Annotated in this window: 16 protein-coding genes and 1 tRNA gene; 10 read left to right on the plus strand and 7 right to left on the minus strand. The window is 44.6% G+C overall.

What is annotated here, in order from left to right; genetic code table 11:
• Nucleotides 1-6 precede the first annotated feature (6 nt).
• From WC715_00510 to WC715_00550, 9 genes are all read left to right on the plus strand, one after another.
• Nucleotides 7-1119 carry an NADH-ubiquinone oxidoreductase-F iron-sulfur binding region domain-containing protein gene (locus tag WC715_00510; GenBank protein ID MFA6170932.1) on the plus strand — a complete coding sequence of 371 codons (1113 nt, stop codon included), beginning with the start codon at nt 7-9 and terminating at the stop codon, nt 1117-1119.
• Between the two features lie 70 nt (nt 1120-1189).
• The gene (locus WC715_00515) at nt 1190-2896 is read left to right on the plus strand and encodes a [FeFe] hydrogenase, group A (protein ID MFA6170933.1); all 1707 of its coding nucleotides are present in this window, start codon (nt 1190-1192) and stop codon (nt 2894-2896) included.
• Nucleotides 2897-2900: 4 nt separating this feature from the next.
• A complete protein-coding gene (locus tag WC715_00520) occupies nt 2901-3170 on the plus strand; it encodes a hypothetical protein (GenBank protein ID MFA6170934.1) in 270 nt (89 codons plus the stop codon).
• Between the two features lie 13 nt (nt 3171-3183).
• Nucleotides 3184-3720, plus strand: a complete 537-nt coding sequence (locus WC715_00525; protein MFA6170935.1) for an ECF transporter S component — start codon at nt 3184-3186, stop codon at nt 3718-3720.
• Between the two features lie 160 nt (nt 3721-3880).
• Nucleotides 3881-5323, plus strand: a complete 1443-nt coding sequence (locus tag WC715_00530; protein MFA6170936.1) for a CCA tRNA nucleotidyltransferase — start codon at nt 3881-3883, stop codon at nt 5321-5323.
• Nucleotides 5324-5332: 9 nt separating this feature from the next.
• Nucleotides 5333-6091, plus strand: coding sequence for a peptidylprolyl isomerase (locus WC715_00535; GenBank protein ID MFA6170937.1), 759 nt, complete (start codon nt 5333-5335; stop codon nt 6089-6091).
• A gap of 50 nt (nt 6092-6141) precedes the next feature.
• A complete protein-coding gene (locus WC715_00540; protein ID MFA6170938.1) occupies nt 6142-6882 on the plus strand; it encodes a Mur ligase family protein in 741 nt (246 codons plus the stop codon).
• A 74-nt stretch (nt 6883-6956) separates the two neighbouring features.
• Nucleotides 6957-7805: a cell division protein FtsQ/DivIB gene (locus WC715_00545; protein ID MFA6170939.1), complete on the plus strand. Its 849-nt coding sequence runs from the start codon at nt 6957-6959 to the stop codon at nt 7803-7805.
• A 363-nt stretch (nt 7806-8168) separates the two neighbouring features.
• Entirely contained in the window at nt 8169-9131 is a 963-nt protein-coding gene (locus WC715_00550) for a tyrosine-type recombinase/integrase (protein MFA6170940.1), read from the plus strand.
• Nucleotides 9132-9140: 9 nt separating this feature from the next.
• Here WC715_00550 and WC715_00555 read toward each other — a convergent pair whose 3' ends face one another.
• From WC715_00555 to WC715_00585, 7 genes are all read right to left on the minus strand, one after another.
• On the minus strand, nt 9141-9653 hold the full coding sequence (locus WC715_00555) for a prepilin-type N-terminal cleavage/methylation domain-containing protein (GenBank protein MFA6170941.1): 513 nt from the start codon (nt 9651-9653) through the stop codon (nt 9141-9143).
• A gap of 91 nt (nt 9654-9744) precedes the next feature.
• Nucleotides 9745-10995 (minus strand): peptidoglycan DD-metalloendopeptidase family protein, encoded by a 1251-nt coding sequence (locus tag WC715_00560; GenBank protein ID MFA6170942.1) that lies wholly within the window; start codon nt 10993-10995, stop codon nt 9745-9747.
• 81 nt (nt 10996-11076) lie between these two features.
• Nucleotides 11077-12876, minus strand: coding sequence for a threonine--tRNA ligase (thrS, locus tag WC715_00565; GenBank protein MFA6170943.1), 1800 nt, complete (start codon nt 12874-12876; stop codon nt 11077-11079).
• A 356-nt stretch (nt 12877-13232) separates the two neighbouring features.
• The gene (locus tag WC715_00570; GenBank protein ID MFA6170944.1) at nt 13233-14657 is read right to left on the minus strand and encodes a hypothetical protein; all 1425 of its coding nucleotides are present in this window, start codon (nt 14655-14657) and stop codon (nt 13233-13235) included.
• An 83-nt stretch (nt 14658-14740) separates the two neighbouring features.
• A complete protein-coding gene (locus WC715_00575; GenBank protein MFA6170945.1) occupies nt 14741-18355 on the minus strand; it encodes a DNA polymerase III subunit alpha in 3615 nt (1204 codons plus the stop codon).
• Between the two features lie 75 nt (nt 18356-18430).
• The gene (locus WC715_00580; GenBank protein ID MFA6170946.1) at nt 18431-19315 is read right to left on the minus strand and encodes a ParB/RepB/Spo0J family partition protein; all 885 of its coding nucleotides are present in this window, start codon (nt 19313-19315) and stop codon (nt 18431-18433) included.
• 23 nt (nt 19316-19338) lie between these two features.
• Nucleotides 19339-20100, minus strand: coding sequence for an AAA family ATPase (locus WC715_00585; protein MFA6170947.1), 762 nt, complete (start codon nt 20098-20100; stop codon nt 19339-19341).
• A 174-nt stretch (nt 20101-20274) separates the two neighbouring features.
• Here WC715_00585 and WC715_00590 point away from each other — a divergent pair.
• Nucleotides 20275-20358: transfer RNA gene (locus WC715_00590), tRNA-Leu, on the plus strand.
• Nucleotides 20359-20921 lie beyond the last annotated feature (563 nt).

A 20921-nucleotide genomic window follows, 5' to 3' on the forward strand; every position in this document is an offset into this window, starting at 1 on the left:
TAAACTATGGAAAAAAATATTCTGCAGAAGATAAAAAAAGCCGGGCTTATAGGCCGGGGAGGGGCTTGTTTTCCGGTCTGGGAAAAATGGTCGGCCGTTTATAATGAACTCTTAAAAAAGCCGGTCAAGGAGAGAAAATGCTATGTAATCTGCAATGCTTCCGAAGGCGAGCCGGACGTAAAAAAAGACCGGCATATTTTAAAAAAATTTCCCGAAACCGTCCTTAAAGGAATGATGGCGGCCGTTGATTTTTTAGGCGCCAGGCAGGGATATATATATCTAAATTCCCAATACTACCGGGAGATAGCGCCGCGGCTTGAAAAAATTATCGGAGATTATGCAATTGAAGTCTTGGAAAAGCCGCATAAGGCGGGCTACATTGGAGGCGAAGAATCGGCAATTCTAAACGCCATTGAAGGCAAGAAAATTGAGCCCCGGCTAAAGCCGCCTTTCCCTTTCAGTAAAGGCTTGTTCGGCCAGCCCACGCTTACCAACAACGTAGAAACATTTTATAACGTCGGGCGGCTCCTCCTTGCTAGCTACGAACCAAACCGCTTTATAACCATAACCGAACACTTTCCCAAATCTTACCTGGGGACAGTCATCCGCCTAAAAAATTTCGTAAAAAAGGAGGTCTTTTTATTTCCCGAAGACTGGAGCGTAAAAAAAATTTTGAAGGCTTCCGGGCGCTGGCCCTTGTACAAATTTTTTGTACAAGTAGGAGGAGGGGCGAGCGGCATAATCTTAAACTCAAACCAGTTAAATAGTCCGGTCCAGGGCTCGGGGTCAATTTCCATCTTTAGCCTGGAGAGGCATGATCCGATTGAGCTTATAAGGGGCTGGGCGAATTTTTTTCAAATGGAATCCTGCGGCAAATGCACCCCTTGCCGGGAAGGAACTTACCGCTTAAAACTTGAGCTCCAAAACGAAAATCCGAACTGGGAGATTGCGAGGGAACTTTTGGATAATTTATCCGAAGCCTCTTTTTGCGGACTCGGCTGCGCGGCGCCGATTGCTATTACCGGATATTTTAAAAATGTTTTTCCTCTGATTTCCGGCAAAGACAGCGGCTTTTCCGGGGAACAGGTTAAAGCCGTTTGCGAGTGCTTTTCCGAATAATCATTTATAATAACATAGTATAACTCGCTCTTCCGCACGCTGCCAGCGTGCGGACTCACTCATGCCGATTATGAATAAACTGGTAAATATTAAAATAAACGGGAAAAAGATCAAATGTTCGCCGGATATTACTATCTGGCAGGTGGCGCGCGACAACGGAATAGAAATTCCCGGCCTTTGCGGCCACCCGGATTTCCCGCCTAAAGCCAATTGCCGGGTTTGCGTGGTTGAGATAAAAGGCCGGCAAAAACTGGCTACTTCCTGTTCAATAAAACCCGAAGAAGGCATGTCGATAACGACTGACAGCCCGCGGGTTAAAAAGGCGCGCAATTTTAATCTTGAGCTTATCTTTGCCGAGCATATAGAAAAATGCCCGACTTGCATCCGGAATACTAACTGCCGCCTTCTAAACTACGCTGAAAAATATAAAATTGAAATTGCCCGCTTTTCCGACCGGAAAGGGAAGAGAAAAACCTATAAATTCGCCAACGCGGTGGAAATTGACGGCTCCCAGTGCGTTGACTGCCGGAACTGCGTTGACGCCTGCTCCCTCTTGCAAAAAATTAACTACTTGGAGATCCAGGGAAAAGGAATTAACCAGGAAATCGTACCGGCCAAAAATACTTATATCGATTGCATATATTGCGGCCAATGTGCCCTGCACTGTCCGGTAGCTTCCGCCCAAGAACAAACCAGCTGGGAAGAAATCGATAAGCTTTTAGCTAACCGGGGAGATAAAATTTTAGTGGCCATGTTTGCCCCCTCCATAAGGGTAAGCATCGGGGAAGAATTCGGCTTGCCGCACGGCAAAGTAGTTACCGGCCAGTTAGTATCAGCCTTAAAAAATCTCGGATTTGATTACGTATTTGACGTAATCTTCGGAGCGGATATGACGACAGTTGTTGAAGCCGCGGAACTTATAGAGCGGATAAACGGTAAAAAAAATCTGCCGATGATTACTTCCTGCTGTCCTGGCTGGGTGAAGTATGCCGAGTTTTATCATCCGGAAATATTGCCTAACTTAACAACCGCCCGTTCCCCGCATGTCCATTTAGCCGGAGCCATAAAAACTTTTTGGGCCCAAAACCAAAAAATTGACCCGAAAAAAATCGTTACCGTATCGATAATGCCCTGTACGGCCAAAAAATTCGAGTCGCGCCGGGTGGAGTTAAAAATTAACGGGCTGGCTCCGGTTGATTACGTCCTTACCACCCGCGAATTCGCCTGGCTTTTAAAAAGGAAGAAAATTGAACTGGGAAAATTAAAACCGTCCGAAGTTTCAACTCCGGCATCTGGAGGCGATTCAGCCGGCTCCATATACGGAGCTTCCGGAGGAGTTATGGAATCAGCCTTGCGAACGGCCGCATCGCTTATCTGCAAAGGAAATAAAATCTGCGATAATAGATTAGACTTTAAAGAAGCCCGGGGCATGGCCGGAATAAAGGAAGCCAAAGTGAAAATCGGTAATAAGAACCTGCGCATCGCGGTGGTAAACGGCATCGGAAATATTGACCCGATCATAAAAAGACTAAATAATTATGACTATATAGAGGTTATGGCCTGTCCGGGAGGGTGTATTGGCGGCGGCGGCCAGCCTATCCCAACCACGCCGGAAATAAGGAAAAAGCGCGCTGACGCGCTATATGGCATCGATAAAAATGCCCCCCTGCGAAAAGCCCATGAAAATAAAGGGGTTTTAGAAATTTTAAAATGGCTAAAAACCCAGGGAAAATTAAATTCCCAGGTTTTATATACCAAGTATATTAAACGTTCATAAGCATATGATTAACGAATATTTGGGAACATTAAACATTTTGGTGTCAGAGAGGGAAGTGAACGCGCCGGAAATAAATAATGTTATTACTAAGTTCGGCCATCTGGTACGCGCCCGTCTCGGCATCCATCTTTCGCCTAAGTGCGTGAAAGGCTGTTCGGGATTAATTACCCTTGTCGTCCAGGGTGAAAAAAAGGAACTCGAAAAATTCGCAAAAGAAGCGGCTAAACATAAATACGCGGTCGCGAAACTTTGTTATATATCAAAGGTTAAATAGTAAATTTTATTTTATGGACTATTTAAAAGAAAAAACTTTAGAATTAGTAAATGTTCACGCGGCGATACAGTTTTTAGTCTTGGGAAGCATTGCCACTTTCTTGCCGTTTTTTATCCATGTCCAATTTTTAACCGGACCGATCGTTAACGCCATATTGATAATTGCCCTTTTTCTCTGTGGCATCCGGAGCGCTATCACGCTGGCATTAATCCCGAGCCTCATGGCCTTGGCGGGCGGACTATTGCCGGCAGTCTTAGCTCCGGTCGTGCCATTCATAATGATTAGTAATTGCATTCTTATTTTCACCATAGAATTCTTGTACAAAAAATTTGAACAGGCTAAATCAGGATTCTGGATTGGCCTCGCGGCCGGCGCCGCGCTAAAATGGGTTTTTCTAATCCTGTCCACTGGATTTATTTCCAAGCTTTTACTTAAGCAGGAGCTGGCTGTTAAGGTTGTCCAGATGATGAGCTGGCCGCAACTCGCGACAGCCATAGCCGGAGGAGTAATCGCTTTCGGCATACTAAAACCTTTAAAATCCATAAAGTAATCAAATAGAACGCGGCTCACGCTGAAAAACTACCTATCAGGAAAAACATACAATCCTTAATGTTTAGGCCGGCTTTGCTATAAGACATTATACTGCGCCTAAATCCGCTTAGATTCGGCGCTTTTTTGACTTCGCATAATTAATCTTGTATAATTAATGCATGAAAATTCCTAAATACATCAGGGAAATTTTAGATGTTTTGGAAAAAGCAGGCTTTGAAGGCTATATTGTCGGCGGATGCGTGCGAGATTTGATAATGGAAAAAGCGCCAAAAGATTTTGACGTTACCACCAACGCCCGGCCCGAGCAAATCCAAAAAATTTTTTCCGGCGGAAAATATGAAAATTCATTCGGAACGGTTTTATTGCCGATTAGAGACGGGGAAGAGGTAATTGACGTAGTCGAAATTACGACTTACAGAAGCGAACAAGGCTATTCGGACCGGCGCCATCCGGACCAAGTGGTTTTCGAAGAAAAATTGGACAAAGATCTGGAGCGCCGGGATTTTACGATTAATGCCATGGCTATGTCCCTCAAAGGCAAAAAAACGGAAATTATCGACCTCTTCGGCGGAAAAAAAGATATCGAAAAAAAGATTATCCGGGCCGTAGGGGAGCCGGCAGACCGTTTTAAGGAGGATGCTTTGCGAATGATGCGGGCGATCCGGTTTTCTTCGGAGTTAGGATTCGAGATTGAGCCTAAAACCGAAAGGGCGATAGTCAGACTGGCAGGCGGGGTAAAATTTATTTCTAAAGAAAGAATCCGCGATGAGCTGATTAAAATCTTAGCGTCTGACGAGCCTTACGAAGGAATAATAAAACTCCATGAAATGAAATTATTGCAATATATAATTCCCGAGCTGGAAAGGGGAGTCGGGGTCAAGCAGGACCGGCACCACATTTATACGGTATTCAAGCATTCGGTATTAGCCCTGAAATTTTGCCCGGGAAAAGACTGGCGGGTACGGCTGGCCGCGCTCCTGCACGACATAGCCAAGCCGCAAACCAAAGACATGAGCAAAGGCTATTCCACTTTCTATAACCACGATATTCTAGGCGCGAAAATCGCCAAAAAAATAATGGAGCGGCTTAAATTTTCCAATGCCGAAATGGAAAAAGTTACCCTCTTGGTTCGCAACCACATGTTTTATTATAATGTCGGGGAAGTAACCGAAGCCTCGGTCCGGCGCCTCGTAAAAAAAGTCGGAGCGGATAACCTAAAAGATCTAATCGATTTGCGCATCGCTGACCGCCTAGGTTCAGGCGTTCCCAAAGCCAAACCCTATAAACTGCGGCACCTTGAATACATGATGGAAAAAGTGAAAAAAGATCCGATTTCCGCGAAGATGCTAAAAATCGGCGGCAATGATATAATGGAGTTATTGGCAATTGAGCCCGGACCGAAAATCGGGGCGATTTTGGAAGTCCTTTTGGCTGAAGTGATAGAAGATCCTAAACAGAATAAAAAAGACATCCTGCTAATAAGGGCGGCCGAATTAAACAAGCTGGATTTAGGCCAATTAAGGGACCGGGCTAAAGAAAAAATTGAAGAAAAAAAAGAGGAGGAAGATAAAGAACTAAAAAGCGAATTTTGGGTAAAATAACAAATATTTATGAAAAAATTCTTAATCCCAATAGTCATTTCCGCCCTTGCCTTAACCGGCTGCCGTGGCGAAAAAAATTCGTTAATTGACGAAAAAAACGCAGAAGAAGGCATTAACAGTTTCGACAGCTCGGACGTAAATGGTAAGATTAAAGCCATCCGCAACGGATTAACGCCAAAAGTGGCGCCTACCGGCAAGAGCCCTGATGGACAGGGCCTGGCAGGAGAAAACGCGCCAGCGGACGAACAAGCCAATACGGGCGGGAAAATCCAGTTAGAAAATTTAACTTCCGTTTACAGCCAAGCGGATATAAAAACCAACTTCGGCGATATCACGGTAAAATTTTATAGCCAGGAATCGCCGGTTACGGTGAATGTATTTCTGAATTTAGCCAAAAAGAACTTTTACGACGGCACAAAATTCCACCGGGTGATTAAGGATTTTATGATTCAGGGGGGCGATCCGTTATCCAAGGATGATGATCCAACAAACGATGGCCAGGGCGGTCCCGGTTTCCAGTTTCAGGATGAGATCAATCCCCATAAGCTCGTCCAAGGCAGCCTGGCTATGGCCAATTCCGGCCCCAATACCAATGGTTCGCAATTTTTTATCGTAACCGCGTCTTCCACCCCCTGGCTTGACGGCAAGCATACGAACTTCGGTTATGTCGTTGACGGCCTTGACACGGTTTTAAAAATAGGGGATTTAGAGACTAGAAGCGACCGGCCGCTGGAAGATGTTATAATCGAAAAAATCGAACTAAAATAATAATTCGCCTGTCCCGGCCGGCCATTTTGCGCCAGAAGGGCAAAAAGATTATGAAATCATCTTTGAAAATTGCCTTAAAGTATTACTTAAAAATTGTCGCCCGGCTGGCATTAATCATCCATCGCCCGACGATAATCGCCATTGCCGGCAGTACCAATAAAACAATTATTAAAAGCCAAATTACTTCGGAGTTAAGCAAAGAAAGGGAAGTCCGCTCCAACGCACGGGGATTTAATACTGAAATCGGCTTGCCGGTAGCCATCCTTTCCCTGCCTTCGGGGTACGGATCTTACAAGGCTTGGTTCTCCGTAATTTTGAGGGCTCCCCTGGCGATTTTTGACGCCCGCTTTCCCAAAGTGCTGGTTTTAGAGCTCGGCGTCTCAAAGCCTGGAGACATGAAGTATCTTTTATCGATTATCCGGCCGCATATCGCCATTATTTCCGATATCACCCAAAGATATATCGGAAGCTTTTCTAATATGGGCCAGCTGGTCAAGGAATATGAATATCTTTTGAATCACCTTCGGAAAAACGCCGTTGCCGTCTTAAATTCCGATAATATGAAAATTTTTGAGATTTCTAAAGCGGTAAATTGCAAAAAGATATTTTTCGGCTTTGGAGACGATGCCGATTTCAAGGTAACAGAGTGCGTGGCTAAACTGGAAAAACAGAGTATAAGAGTAAGTGTTGGCGGAGAAATAAAAGGCTACGAGATCAGCCGGCCGGGCAGGCATCAGGTTTATGCCGCACTGGCGGCGAAAATTTCAGAGGAAGCAATTAAAGCTTTTTAGGGTCTGTCGGCGAATGCGCTTTTGAAACGAAAAACTATAATTTATTACTAATTTTAGCTAATGTTAGCCAATTTATGGCCTCAAGCTGGTCGAAATCAAGGGTAAAAAAGCCATATTATCGAAAAGCGTCCGGAAATCCTTTTTTCAACCGTCCGAAAAAAAGAAACAGCCTTTCGGCAAAAGCAAAAATAATTTCTTTTTTAGTATTATTTTTGATGGCGGGATTAATATGGATTTTATTTTTTTCCAAATTATTTTTAATAAACAGCCTTGAAATCCAAGGCCAGCCCGAGGAAATAAAAAAGGCAATTGAGGAAAAAGCCTGGCAGGAGACAAAAAAACGGCGCTTTCTATTTTTTACCGAAGCTAATCTTTTTATCTTTGACAAAAACCGCCTGGCCGACAGCTTAAAAACCGATTATGCTTTTGATCAGCTAATGATAAATAAGAGTTTATTCCATAAGATAAAAATCGAATTCCATCAAAAAGATTTTTCTCTTGTCTGGAAGGAGGGAGACAAGTATTATTTTATTGATGATAAAGGGGTAATTTTAAAAGAAGCCGATCCGCTAAACATAAAAACCGATAATTTTCCGATAATTGAGAACCAGGGAGAGCCGCTGGCTGAAAATAAGAAAATCGGCGACGAATTAAGCCGGCTGGATTATACCCGGAACCTTTTCGCGGCAATAAAAAGCAATAAAGACCAGGAAATAAAAATCGAAAAGTTCGTAATCGACAAAGATGCCCAGACAGTAAAACTCTTAGTCAATTCCGGCCCTCAAATATTATTTAGCATTGAAGCCGGCATGGACGGCCAGCTTACCCGGTTATTCTCTTTAATTAAGGAAAAGCTAAAGGACGAATATCTGAAAAAGAAGTACATTGATTTAAGATTTGGCGAGTTAATCTATTATCAATAGCATAATATACCAGTTAAAACTTTCCGCCGGCGGGCGGAATGATAAACAAGCGTCTGGCAGGGCCGAAAGGAGCGGCTATCTGGCGCGGACTAAATTATATGGAAAGGCTTTTTAAAACATTATTCTATTTGGCGTTAATAATTTTCTGCCTCTTAATCATCGGGGTATTCCTTTTGATAATAAAAATTTCTTTGCTATTTTTGGCTGAAATAAATTTCTTCGGCATCCATTTTACATTAGGCTAAGGGGAAGAGCTTTTCTGGAAGACCCCTGGAAAAGCCGCTTATCACTTCGTTTAACCTACATTATGCGAAGTATTAACATCAATAAACACAGGGGTTATATCGCTTCTCTTTATTGCTTATGCCGCCTAAACCAATAACAAAATATCTAGTTGATTACCTTGAATTCCTTGAGATCGAAAAGGGCCTCTCTTCTAAAACCCAGGAGAATTATTCCCGCTTTTTATCAAGATTTTTTAATTGGCTCAAAGAGGGAGGGATCGGGGAACTACTCCCCTCTCAACTTACCTATGAACACGTCTGGAAGTACCGCGTATACATGTCCAAGTTCGCGGACAAAAAAACCGGAAAAGGATTAAAAAAATCCACCCAAAACTATTATCTAATCGCCCTGCGCGGAATGCTTGAATACTTTATTGAGAAAGATATCCCTTCCCTTCCGCCTTCAAAAATTAAGCTCGCTAAAAATAAAGGCGATAAAGAAATTAAATTTTTAAATCTAGACCAGGTGGAAACCTTGCTTTTAGCCCCGGCGATGGATTCCATACAGGGATTAAGAGACCGCGCCATTTTGGAAACCCTCTTTTCTACCGGCTTGCGGGTGGCCGAACTCGTTCGCTTAAACCGCGACCAGTTTAAAATGAAAAACCTGAAAGGAGACATTGAAATAACCGTAGTGGGAAAGGGCGGCAAGGTAAGAACGGTATATTTTTCCGACAGGGCGGTAGCCAGTCTTAAAAGATATTTGGAAGCCCGCAAGGATTTTGATCCGGCGCTTTTTATTAATTTCAAGCGCGGCGAGAGTAAAACAAACGCTTCCCGCCGATTAACGACAAGAAGCATTGAGGATATCGTAAAAAAATATATATTGATTTCCGGTCTGCCGGTTATGGCTTCCCCCCATACCCTAAGGCATTCGTACGCTACTGATCTATTGACCCAGGGAGTCGATTTAAGGACAGTTCAGGAATTCTTGGGCCACAGGAACATCGCCACTACTCAAATTTACACTCACGTAACCAATAAGCGCTTAAGGGATATCCATAAAAATTTCCACGGCGGAAAAAAAATAAAAGACCGGTAGATAGCGCTCTTAGTTGGTATATGGACCGGCTAAAATGTAATACGAATTAGCGTTGCCGCCACCGTCCAGGCCGGTAAAAGTCGTGCATATTTTAGAGGCATTGCCGCTTATCCGCTCCATAACTTTGGAATAAATTACGGCAATGCGCGCGTATTCTCCCCCGGTGCAATTAACATCGCCGTCATAGTAATAAAAATGGACGGAATTGGCCGGCGTATCGGATGATCCCAGCGGGTCAATCGGGGTCTTTTGCAAATACGGCCTCAAAGAGGCGTCAATCGTACCGCCGATCCCGATAATGCCGGTCTGGGCGGACGGAGGATATTGGCGGTTGTCGTTAAAATACATTTCCATAGCATTTTTCAGTTGCTTTAGGTCTGACAGCCTGGTTGTATCGCGCGCTTTTTCTCGCGCGTTTTTTAAATTCACTACTCCTAACGTGGAAAGGAACCCGATAATGGAAATAACCACCAAAAGTTCAATCAGGGTGAATCCCAGGCTATTAAATTTCATTTGGCTCATAAACAAGGTGGGCGAGCCCTGCGTTCTGCCCCGTATTTCGCGGAACGGAGCGGGCCAAGCGATTAATATATACTTAGAGATATAAATTTTATTAAGGCAAATATTCTAAAGGATTAACCGGTATGCCGTTTAAGCGGACTTCAAAATGGAGATGCGGCCCGGTAGTAAGCGGTCCGGCGCCGGGCGTTCCCGGCATTCCGCCAGAAAGACCGATAACCTGGCCTTGCGTTACGTATTCGTCTTCCTCAACATAAATTTTTGAAACATGCCCGTAAACCGTTGCCAGACCGTCGCCATGGATAAGCATAATATAGCTATAAGCTTTACCGCCGTTTTTAGCCCGGGCAACATAGCCGGATGAAGCGGCTTTGATCGGAGTCCCCTGCCCAGCCCGGATATCAACTGCCGGATGCTCAAAAACAAACCTGAAAGGATAATCCGGATCGTGGAATGTGGCGGTGACTACGTTGCGCGCTACCGGCCAGATCATGCCCGAGTCGTTATATTCCAGTTTTTTCGGGTCAAGCCGGGTGAGCCTTTCTCTTACGGTTTTTTCCAAATTGCTGATATCCGCCGCGGCGGCCGCCTGCTCTCTCTTGGCCTGGCTCAAAAGAGACTGGTACTGGGATTCCGACTGGCGGGTTTCTTCCAATAAATAATTCTTGTTATCATACTCGACCGCCAAATTTTGTTTTTTCTCTTCCAGCCCGGCCTTAAATTTCGCCAGTTCTGCCGCCTTGGCGTCGAGCTCAATCTTTATTTTATCCAGTTCAGCCTTTCTATCCTTGACTTCGCCCAAGGCTTCCTGAATTTCCGAATTTACGTCTTCCAAATATTTTAACTGGTTTAAAAATTCCGAAAAAGAATCATTAAGCAAAAGCGCTTCCAGAGAGCTTACGTCATCCTGCTTATAAACCAGCCTCAAAACTTTTCCGATATATTCTTTCCGGGTTTGGATTTCATCCTCTTTTTCTTTTATTTCCAGCTGGGTTTTTTGGATTTCCAGCTGGGTCCGGTCAATTTCAACCTCGGTCTCGGCAATATCCAGCTCGGCTTTTTTTGCCCGGTTATCGATAATTGATAACTGGCTCCCCAAGCTCGCCTGCTCGGACTGTTTTTCCCGAATCGCCTGGCTGTAGGCGGTTTGCTGGTCCTGGATCTCCTTCAATCTTTTTTTTCTTTCTTCAATTTGCGAATTCAGATTCCGCACTTCTTCATTGGCTTGCGGTGAGCTTCCGGTGTCCGCCGCCATTCCGATCGCTTTAATTAAGAAAAACGAAGAAACTGACAGGCAGACAAAAAGAAATAAAATAATAATTTTTAGCTTTTTAGGCATGGGCATATATTCTATTATACCAAAAAGCCGGACAATGGGCAAAGCCCGGGTTGTCCGGCTAATATACTGCCAGTTTTCCAAAAACGGCTAGTTTGAGGCCCTTTTTTCAATCTTTTCTTTCACTTCCCTAATCAGCTCGTCCTTACTCATCTGCTTCAAGTCTTTTTGCCCACGGAGGCGCACGGCTAATTGGCCGCCGCCCATTTCTTTATCGCCGATTACTATTACGTAAGGTATTTTTTCTCCCGAAGCTTTGCGGATTTTGTTGCCTAGAGTTTCGTCCCCAGTGTCGGCTTCAGCCCGAATTCCGGCCATTACCAGCTCTTTAGCAAAATCTTCGCTAAAGTTAGCGTGTTTTTCCCCAACAGACAGTATTTTAACCTGAACCGGTGAAAGCCAAACCGGGAACGCTCCGGCGTAATATTCAATTAAATATGAGAAGAAGCGCTCAAATGACCCGATCAGAGCCCGATGGATCATAAACGGCTGCTTCTTTTTTCCGTTTTCATCTATATAAGACAGTTCAAACCTTTCCGGCAGATTGAAGTCCACCTGGATGGTTGAAATTGAATCTTCTTTGCCGTAAACGTTAACTGCCTGGACATCCAGCTTCGGACCGTAAAAAGCCGCTTCGCCTTTGGCTTCGTAAAATGGCACGTCATTTTTTTCGAGCACTTTGCGCAAAGTTTCCTCGGCCTTTTTCCAGCTTTCCTTGTCGCCCACGTATTTTGATTTTTCCGCGTCGGAAAGCGAGAGCCGGTATTTATAATTGGTAAACCCTAAATCTTTATAAAAATTGTCCATCATTTTCATTACTTCCATAAACTGGTCTTCAAGCTGTTCCGGCGTACAGAAGATATGGGCGTCGTTTTGAGTAAAGCCGCGGACGCGCTGGAGGCCGTGCACCTCGCCGGATTTTTCATAACGGTAAACCGTGCCCAGCTCGCCGATCTTCATCGGCAGTTCCCGGTAGCTATGCGGCTTCATTTTATAAACCATAATGCCGGCCGGGCAATTCATCGGCTTTAAGACATAAGTTTCTTTGACTTTGGCTTTTTTGCCTTCCTGGGCGTCTTTCAAATTTTGGCCGACTTCAAAAGCCGGATACATGCTTTCGTTATAAAAACCCCAGTGGCCGGAAGTTTCAAAAAGCTCTTTCCGGTTGATGTGCGGAGTCTGGATATGGACGTAGCCGTAGCTGCGCTCCATTTTAATCATATAATCTTCAAGCGCGCGGCGGATAACATATCCTTTGGGGAGCCAAACCGGGAGTCCCGGCCCAATCTCATTAAAACTGGCAAAAAGCTCAAGTTCTTTTCCCAGCTTTATATGATTGCGCTTTTCCGCTTCTTCCATCCGTTTTAAATATTCTTCCAGCTCTTTTTTAGTTTCAAAAGCCACGCCGTAAATCCGCTGAATCATTTTATTTTTCTCGTCGCCCTTCCAATAAGCGCCGGCGAGCTTAGTCAATTTAAAGCCTTCCGGATTTATTTTCCCGGTCGAAGCGATGTGCGGACCCTTGCACATGTTAATAAAATCTCCCTGTTCAAAAAATGTTATCACGCTCTCCCCCTCCCTTTCTAAATCCCGCGCCAGTTCAGCCGTATAAATATATTTTTTCTTTTCCAAAAACTCAATCCCCTTTTTAACAGGCATTTCTGATTTTTTTATTACTAAATCCTCCTTTATTATCTTCCGCATCTCTTCTTCGATTTTCGCCAAATCAACTTCTGACACCTGGTGTTTTGCGTCAAAATCATGGTAAAAGCCGTTTTCAATTGACGGCCCGACGCCGGGAATCGCTTTATACATTTTTTCCAAAGCCTGCATCATTACGTGGGACAGCGAGTGCCTTAAAGCTTCGATATTTTTTTCATCTTTTGCCATATGTTTTCCGGTTCAGCCTGATGAAGCATCCCATCCGGCTGATATTAAATTAGACTTAAGTTATAAAATTATATAAACACAAAAACCTCGTCCTAATGCAGCCAAAACATGGTTGCACTGGGACGAGGTTTAACCCGCGGCTCCGGCCTTTAGCCGAAGTCCCTATGCTTAGGGATTCCACCCAGTTTTTCCGCCGATATGCCGGCGGAACTCTTAATTTATGCGGCTTAGTCCCGATTATTCTGGATACCGCGAGGCCCATAGGCTTTGCGGCAGCCGGCTTGGTAAACCGGCCAATCGCCTCTTTGTTTAATTTGTAAAATAATCTTAATAAAAATCCGCTTTTCTGTCAACCGCTATTTCATTACCTCTATTTCTATCCGGTCCAGCATCGCCGGAACCCGCTTAACGAACGAAGGGGAAAATTTGATTTCATAATCAGCGATCCCCTCTTTACTTTTAAGATATTCCTCAAGCTGCGCTTTGGAAAGCCCGGCCAAATCTTTTGGGTCAAGAATTTTCGATAAATCTTTAACCGCCACCTTGCCGCTGAATTCGGCTTTTACTTCTGCCCGGCCGGCGGCGGCGTCAATATTAACCAATTCGTATTTAAACCCATCCCCGTTAAAACTCACTAACTCTTTTCCGGCCGGTATAGTAAGGCTGAACCGATCCTTTACCAGACTGGCTGACTCGCTCTCCATAAAGCCGGCCATTTCCGCGGCCGTCTCTAACTTCACGGTAAAACTATCTTTCTCCTCATTAGCCATAGCGTCAATTTCTTTTTTTATGGCATTGTCGTCAATCTTTAAAAGTATTTGGTCATATTGGGGATATTTAGCTCTGGCTTCAGCTAACGCCTTAGCGGCAAGAGACTCTTTAACTTTATTGATCCCGTTTTGGATGTCTTCCTCCTTAACAAATTTTTTCGAATTTTTCTTATAACTCATGGGTTCTTTAGACTCGGCGTATATTTTATCCTGCAGTCCGGCCCAAAGCCCCGGGATAGTAAATTTCGACGGGCCAATCACCATCGTAGAATCGGATTTATCGGCATAAACATCAACCGCTATATTTCCCCCGGCCGGCACATTAACCGTTTCTTTCGTCCTGAATAACTTTCCATCGGACGAAAGGAGCCTGGTTGAGGCGACCAGCGGCTGATTTTTTATATAGCTGTTATAAACAATTACTTTCCCCTGGACTTCTTCGCTTATAACTTTTTCTCCGGTGGCTTCTATTTTTTCTTCGCCGGCAACATTAAATTCGTCCAACGCTCCCCCAATGGCCGCCCCGCCGTTTCCGGGGTTTGAAGGCTGGCCTCCAACCACCTTAAAAGTTAGGCTGTCGGTTATTTCTTCCTGGCTAGGGACAATGACGATCTTAATTTTCACGAAAGAAAAATAAAACACTACGCCCAGAAGCACCAAAACTAATAAAATAAAACTATAAGCGATTTTTTTATAAAGCCCCAATTTAGGAGGCTGGCCGCTTTTCCTCTCTCCGGCATTCCTTGCAATCACCTCTTTGGCCTTGGCCAAATAATCTTCCGGCTCTTTTTTTTCGTTCCGGTCTTTGGAAAATTCTTTTAGCGCGTCAATCGATCTCCCGCCTTCTTTAGGAAAAATCGGAGCGGATAAACTAATCGGTATGTTAAATGAAGGGGCCCGGGGAACAGGCGACTTTTCGCTTTTCTTCACGCTTTTTTTCGGAGCCGGTTTTTTTCTTGGCCGGGAAGCCGGCTTGGCCGGCAAATTGCTTTTAGATTTTAAAGAAGGCATGTATTTTTATTTCCCGATTAAAATAAGACCCTTAAAATTAATAGAGAAAAAAATATTAATTCTTCCCAATTATAACATCAAAATCAAACCTTGTCTACAAGCTCCAAATTTAATTTTTCCACCCCCTGAATTTGGCCGGAGGCCAGCGCTTCGGCGCTTACCTTAAAGCCGGTTTCGACTATTTTGTCTTTTTGCCCTTCGTTTTTAACCTTTAAAAATACTTTTGAGCTTCCGGGGGCGGAGAGGAATATTTTTTTCAGGGTTTCAAGAAAATTATTGTCAAAATTACCGCCGATGGAAATTAAAACAATTTTTTCCTGGCGCGGCGTTTTTTTTACTCCGCCTTCATTCTTCGCGCTAAAATCGCCGCGGCCGCCCTCCTGGCCGTTTCCGTTAGTATTGCGCCCGTTAAAAGTGAACGAATTGCCGTTGGTCCGGTATTCAGGCTTTAGCCCCCTTAAAATTTCCTTTACTTTTCCCAATTCCAAAATTACGGCTTTATCGCAAAGCAATTTCACGTCCTGGTCTTTTTCCGAAAGTTTCCCCAGGAGGGCGACAGCTTTTCCTTCCTGCCAGATTTCTCCGGAGCTTTTATAAAGCCGGGGGAAGACTAAAGCTTCAAGATTGTCCGTATCATCTTCAATTTTTACGAAGGCCATTGATTCTCCGTTTTTGGTAATGATTTTTTTTACGCTCGCTATAATGCCGGCTAAATTAACCGGCTCATTCCGGGAAGCGCGCTTTACTTCCCGGATGGGGGGAATTAGCGCTCCAGCTTCCTTTTTAAAATCTAAAAACGGATGGTCGGAAATATATAAACCCAAAAATTCTTTTTCCCAGGCCAGTTTTTTTTGCCTTTCGACCGGAGCGGCCGGCTTTAATTTTACTTCTTCAAACTGGTTTAACAGCGGCGCGTCAAAAAATAAACTTACCTGGGCGCTAGACTTAGCCCGGGCAATATCCTTATTAAAGCTTAGCATCGCCTCGATATTCTCTAAAAACATCCCTCTTTCCCCGAATTGGTCCAGACTGCCGGATTTAATAAGGCTCTCAAGCGACTTTTTATTTAAGTCCTTATCGACTACCCGCTTCAATAGGTCGCTTATATTTTTGAAAGGTCCGTTTTCCTTCCTTTCCTTAATTATGGCTTCGCCGATATGGGCGCCGAAATTTTTTATGGCTTTAAGACCGAAGCGGATGGTATTAACCTTTTCATCTTCGCGCGCGATTTGGTTGGTTTGGGTGCCGGACGTTATTACCGTAAAAAAATCAAATGACTGGTTTATGTCCGGCGCTAAAACCTCAATTCCCATTTTCCGGCACTCTTCAATTTCGATGGCTACCCGGTCAATATCGCCCTGATCGGAAATGAGTAGCGCCGCCATGAATTCAGTCGGCCAATGAGCTTTTAAATAGGCGGTCTGATAGCCGATTAAAGCGTAGCAGGCGGCGTGCGAACGGTTAAAGCCATACCCGGCAAAAGGCTCGATAAAAGAAAATATACCCTCGCCCAGCTCTTTGGAAATTCCGTTTTTAACGCATCCGTCAATGAACTTTTCTTTTTGTTCGGCCAAAAGCTCGGCGATCTTTTTTCCCATCGCTTTGCGCAAGACGTCGGCTTCGCCCATAGAAAACCCGGCTAATTGCCGCGCGATTTGCATGACTTGCTCCTGGTAGATCGCCACCCCGTAGGTTTTTTTTAAAATCGGCTCGAGCTTGGGATGCAAGTACTCGACTTTTTTCCTCCCATACTTTCTTTGGATATAATCCGGAATCCATTCCATCGGCCCCGGCCGGTACAAGGCTACCATGGCGACTATATCTTCAAAGTCGTTCGGCTTCAGTTCTTTCATATACCGCTTCATGCCCGAGGATTCGAATTGGAATACGCCGGTTGTTTCTCCGTTCTGGAACAGCCCGAAAGTATCCGGATCGTCCAAAGGAATCTTATCGATGTCGATTTTCAATCCCCGAGTATTTTTTATTATCCGGATTGCCGACTCGATGATAGTCAGGTTCTTAAGCCCCAAAAAATCCATTTTGAGGAGCCCCAAGTCCTCAATTGGATGCAGAGAATATTGGGAGACAATACTCCGGTCAGACGAAGAAGCGTATTGCAGGGGGACGTAATCGGTTAAAGGATTTTTTGTAATTAACACTCCGCAGGCGTGCGTTGATGCGTGGCGGGCGACTCCTTCCAGGCGCATGGCATAGGTTAATATTTTTTTGGCCGCGTCTTCTTTCTCATAAATTTCTTTTAGTTCCGGGACTAAGCCGATGGCTTTTTTCAGTTTAGTAAGCGGGGGGATCATCTTAGCCAGCCGGTCGCAATATTCATAAGGATAATCCAGTACCCGGCCGACGTCCCTTAATGAGGCCCGGGCGGCCATGGTTCCAAAGGTGATGATTTGGGAGACGTGCTCTTTGCCGTACTTTTTTTCGACATACCGAATCACTTCATCCCTCCGAAGATCGGCAAAATCCATATCAATATCCGGCATGCTGATGCGGTCAGGATTTAAAAACCTTTCAAAAAGCAAATCATATTTAAGCGGATCCAAATTGGTAATTCCCATCAAATAGCAAGCAAGCGACCCGGCCGCCGATCCGCGGCCCGGCCCGACTACTATCCCGTTGTCCTTTGCCCAATTTACAAAATCGGCCACAATCAAAAAGTATGACGGCCAGCCCATTTTTTCGATTACCGACAATTCATAATCCAGCCGTTCTTTTATTGCCGGTTCAGCCTGGCTAAACTTTATCTGCCGCCTTTTTTCCAGGCCCTCTTCGCAAAGCTTTCTTATATAACCCATTTCGTTTTGGCCTTCCGGAACTTTAAAATACGGCAGCTGGACGTTTCCCATTTCGATTTCGACATTACATTCTTCGGCGATTTTTAAAGTATTCGATAGGGCTTCGGGGACATCGGAAAAAAACTTTTCCATTTCCCTGGCAGTCTTATAGTAATAATCGCTCCCGGACATCTCCATCCGGTTGGAATCTTCTTTTTTTCTCTTGGTCTGCAGGCACAATAAAACATCCTGAACATCCGCGTCTTCTTCCTTTAAATAATGCAGATCGTTGGTCGCGACCAGCGGCACCCCGAGTTCGCGCGAAAATTCGATTAGCTCCCGATTCACTATTTTCTGCTCCGGCAGGCTGGGATGGTCTTGCAGTTCAAGATAAAAATTCCCCGGGCCAAAAAGCTCTTTATATTCTAAAATTCTCTTCCTGGCTTTAGGAAGGTTTCCGGCGATAATAAGCTTCGGGATTTCTCCCGAAGCGCAGGCCGTGCAGGCAATAAGTCCGTCTTTATATAATGAAAGCACTTCCCAATCGATGCGCGGCTTATAATAATATCCTTCCAGATGGGCGATTGAAGTAAGTTTAAGGAGATTCTTATAGCCGGCATTATTTTTAGCGAGCAAAAGAAGATGGTAATTTCTTTCATCTTCTTTGGTGGCTTTGTCGGTGCGCGATCCGGGAGCTAAATACGCCTCCACGCCGACAATCGGCTTGATTCCCGCCTTCTTGCATTTTTCGTAAAACTCAATAACGCCGTACATCGTACCGTGGTCGGTTATGGCAACGGCCGGCGCGTCGTCTTTTTTTGCCGCGCCAACTAGCTCATCAATTTTTGTGAGGCCGTCTAAAAGCGAATAATGGGTATGGTTATGGAGATGGACAAATTTAGCCATAAATAAAAATAGAATTAAGAATCACGAATCAAGAATAGCCCCTTGATCCTTTATTCTTAATTCCTGATTCTCGTTTTAATCAATCCCGCCGATCTTATCGATTATATCATCTAGCATTTCGTCTCCGTAATAAGTTATAATTATCCTCCCGCCTTTTCCGGTGCGCTGGATTTCCGCCCGGGTGCCGAAATACTTTTGCAAAACCTCTTCCCTTTTTTGGTCTCGCGGGTCGGCCTTAATCCGCGACTCTTTTGATCCGCCGAACTTTGTTTGCACTTCTTTAAAAACATCAACTGTATTAAGGCCTTCTTTCATTATCCTTTCAAATAGTGCCATTTGCTTCGCGGGGCTGTCAAGGCCGGCTAAAGCGATGGCGTGCCGGGAATTCAAATCGCCTTTTGTAATCGCTTCCTGGATTTTCTCCGGCAAGCCGAGGAAACGCAAAGTATTAGAAATCACCGGCCGGGATTTTCCGATTCGGCGCCCTAATTCTTCGTGGGTAATATTAAATTCATCAATCAGCTTGCGGTAAGACAGAGCGAGCTCAATCGGATTTAAGTCTTCCCTTTGGATATTTTCTATCAAGGCCAATTCTAGTTTCTCCTGCTCCCCGGCTTCCCGGACAATGGCCGGCACTTCTTTTAGCCCTAAAGCTCTCGCGGCCCTAAGGCGCCTTTCGCCGGCGATAAGCTCATATTTATTTCCGGCGCGGGTTATTACCAAAGGCTGGATAATTCCGTACTGGGAAATTGATTCCATTAATTCCTGAAGCTGTTTTTCATTAAAATCTTTTCTCGGCTGCTGCGGGTTGACGGAAATTTTCTCCGGCGCCAAATGCAAAACTTTGTCGCGGTCAAAATCGCTTGATACGTCAACAACGGTCTCGCCGGCCGCGGTTGTAACTTTTTTCACTTTTTGGGGAATGAGCGATGAGAGTCCCCTGCCGAGTCCATTGGCCATATGCATTGTTTAAAAAAATTATTTTAATACAGGTCGATTATTTCCCTGGCCAGTTTTTCGTACGCCCGGCCGCCCCTTGATTTGGGGTCATAATGCAATATCGAGCGCCCGTAGCTCGGCGCTTCAGCCAGGCGCACGCTTCTTGGGATTACCGTCCGCAATACCCGGTTGGGAAAATATTGGTACAATTCCTGCATGACCGATCCGGAAAGCCGGTTCCTTCGGTCGAACATGGTAATGAGCGCCCCCAAAATATTCAAATTGGGCTTCAAATTGTTTTGCACCAGGCTGATAGTTTCCAAAAGCTGGCCCAGCCCTTCTAACGCGTAATATTCGCTTTGAATAGGAATTAAAACCTGATCAGCGGCTACTAAGCTATTAATTGTCAAAAGGCCGACCGACGGCGGCCCGTCGATTATTACAAAATCGTATTCATCTTTTACTTCATCCAGTATGTTTTTCAGCCTGAATTCGCGGTCGTGCATGCTAACCAGCTCTACTCCGGCGCCGGCTAAAGCAATTGTCGAAGGCGCGACTTTAAATCCGTCCTGCAAAGTCCTTTTTATCACTTCAAAAATCGGCTTGTTCCCGATTATAGCCTCATAAACGCCGTGCTCCAGATTCCGGTGGTCGATGCCTAAACCCGAAGTAGCGTTAGCTTGCGGGTCAATATCCACTAATAAAACTTCCTTGCCAAAATAGGCCAGGTACGCCCCTAAATTAACGGCCGTCGTAGTTTTTCCCACTCCGCCCTTTTGATTGACAATAGAAATAATCTTGCCCATAGCAAAATTGAAACGTTAGGACTTTTTTCCTTACCATAGTATTATACTTTAATTTATCCGCTTTGACAATTTAGGCTTTTTGAATTATACTAAAAACAGCCTTCGCCGTTGATTAGGGCTTTTTTTGAGCCCAGATTAGCGATTAATCATCCTATCCTGACCCCGACGCTAGAAGCCGATGTGGTGAAACTGGCAAACACGCACGACTCAAAATCGTGTGGCCTCACGGCCTTGTGGGTTCAAGTCCCACCATCGGCACAGATTTAAGATGAGCTTTTTAAGGCTCATGCTAATGGATTTTAGTGTACATTTCATTCTTGAAAGGATTGGGTCATGAGTATTGTCGTGCATCTTTCCGTTGTTTTTTTACAGGCGTCAATGCTGGCCGTAATCGCAGCAACGCTTTTTTGCTCCAAACTCTGCGCCGAAACGGAGGTATTTTTCTTCGGACCACTCATAATTTTCATAATTTCCTGCGGACTTATATTTTTTTGCGCGCGTGACGGAAAAATTATCTTCTTTTCGGAGAGATTCAGCACGTTTTGCTGGATAATTTTCTTTACTGCGCTATCCGCGCTGTACTTGGTAATGGCCACAGGTCAATCAGGCTCCGACGATTTCCATACAGCTTTATTGTTCGGAGTGTTTGCGGTAATCTCCGCGCTTATAGCTATTGCTCCAGTGTGTAAGCTTGTCCGGAACGAATTATTTTAATTCTCTTCCGCCTTGCCAGAAAATGAAAAACTCGGGGAAAAGGCCCGACAAGCTCATACAATATTAACCCTAAATACAAAAGCCCGGAAGCTTCACGCGTCCGGGCT

Source organism: Patescibacteria group bacterium, assembly GCA_041661505.1.
Taxonomy (GTDB): Bacteria; Patescibacteriota; Patescibacteriia; order Patescibacteriales; family JBAZCA01; genus JBAZCA01.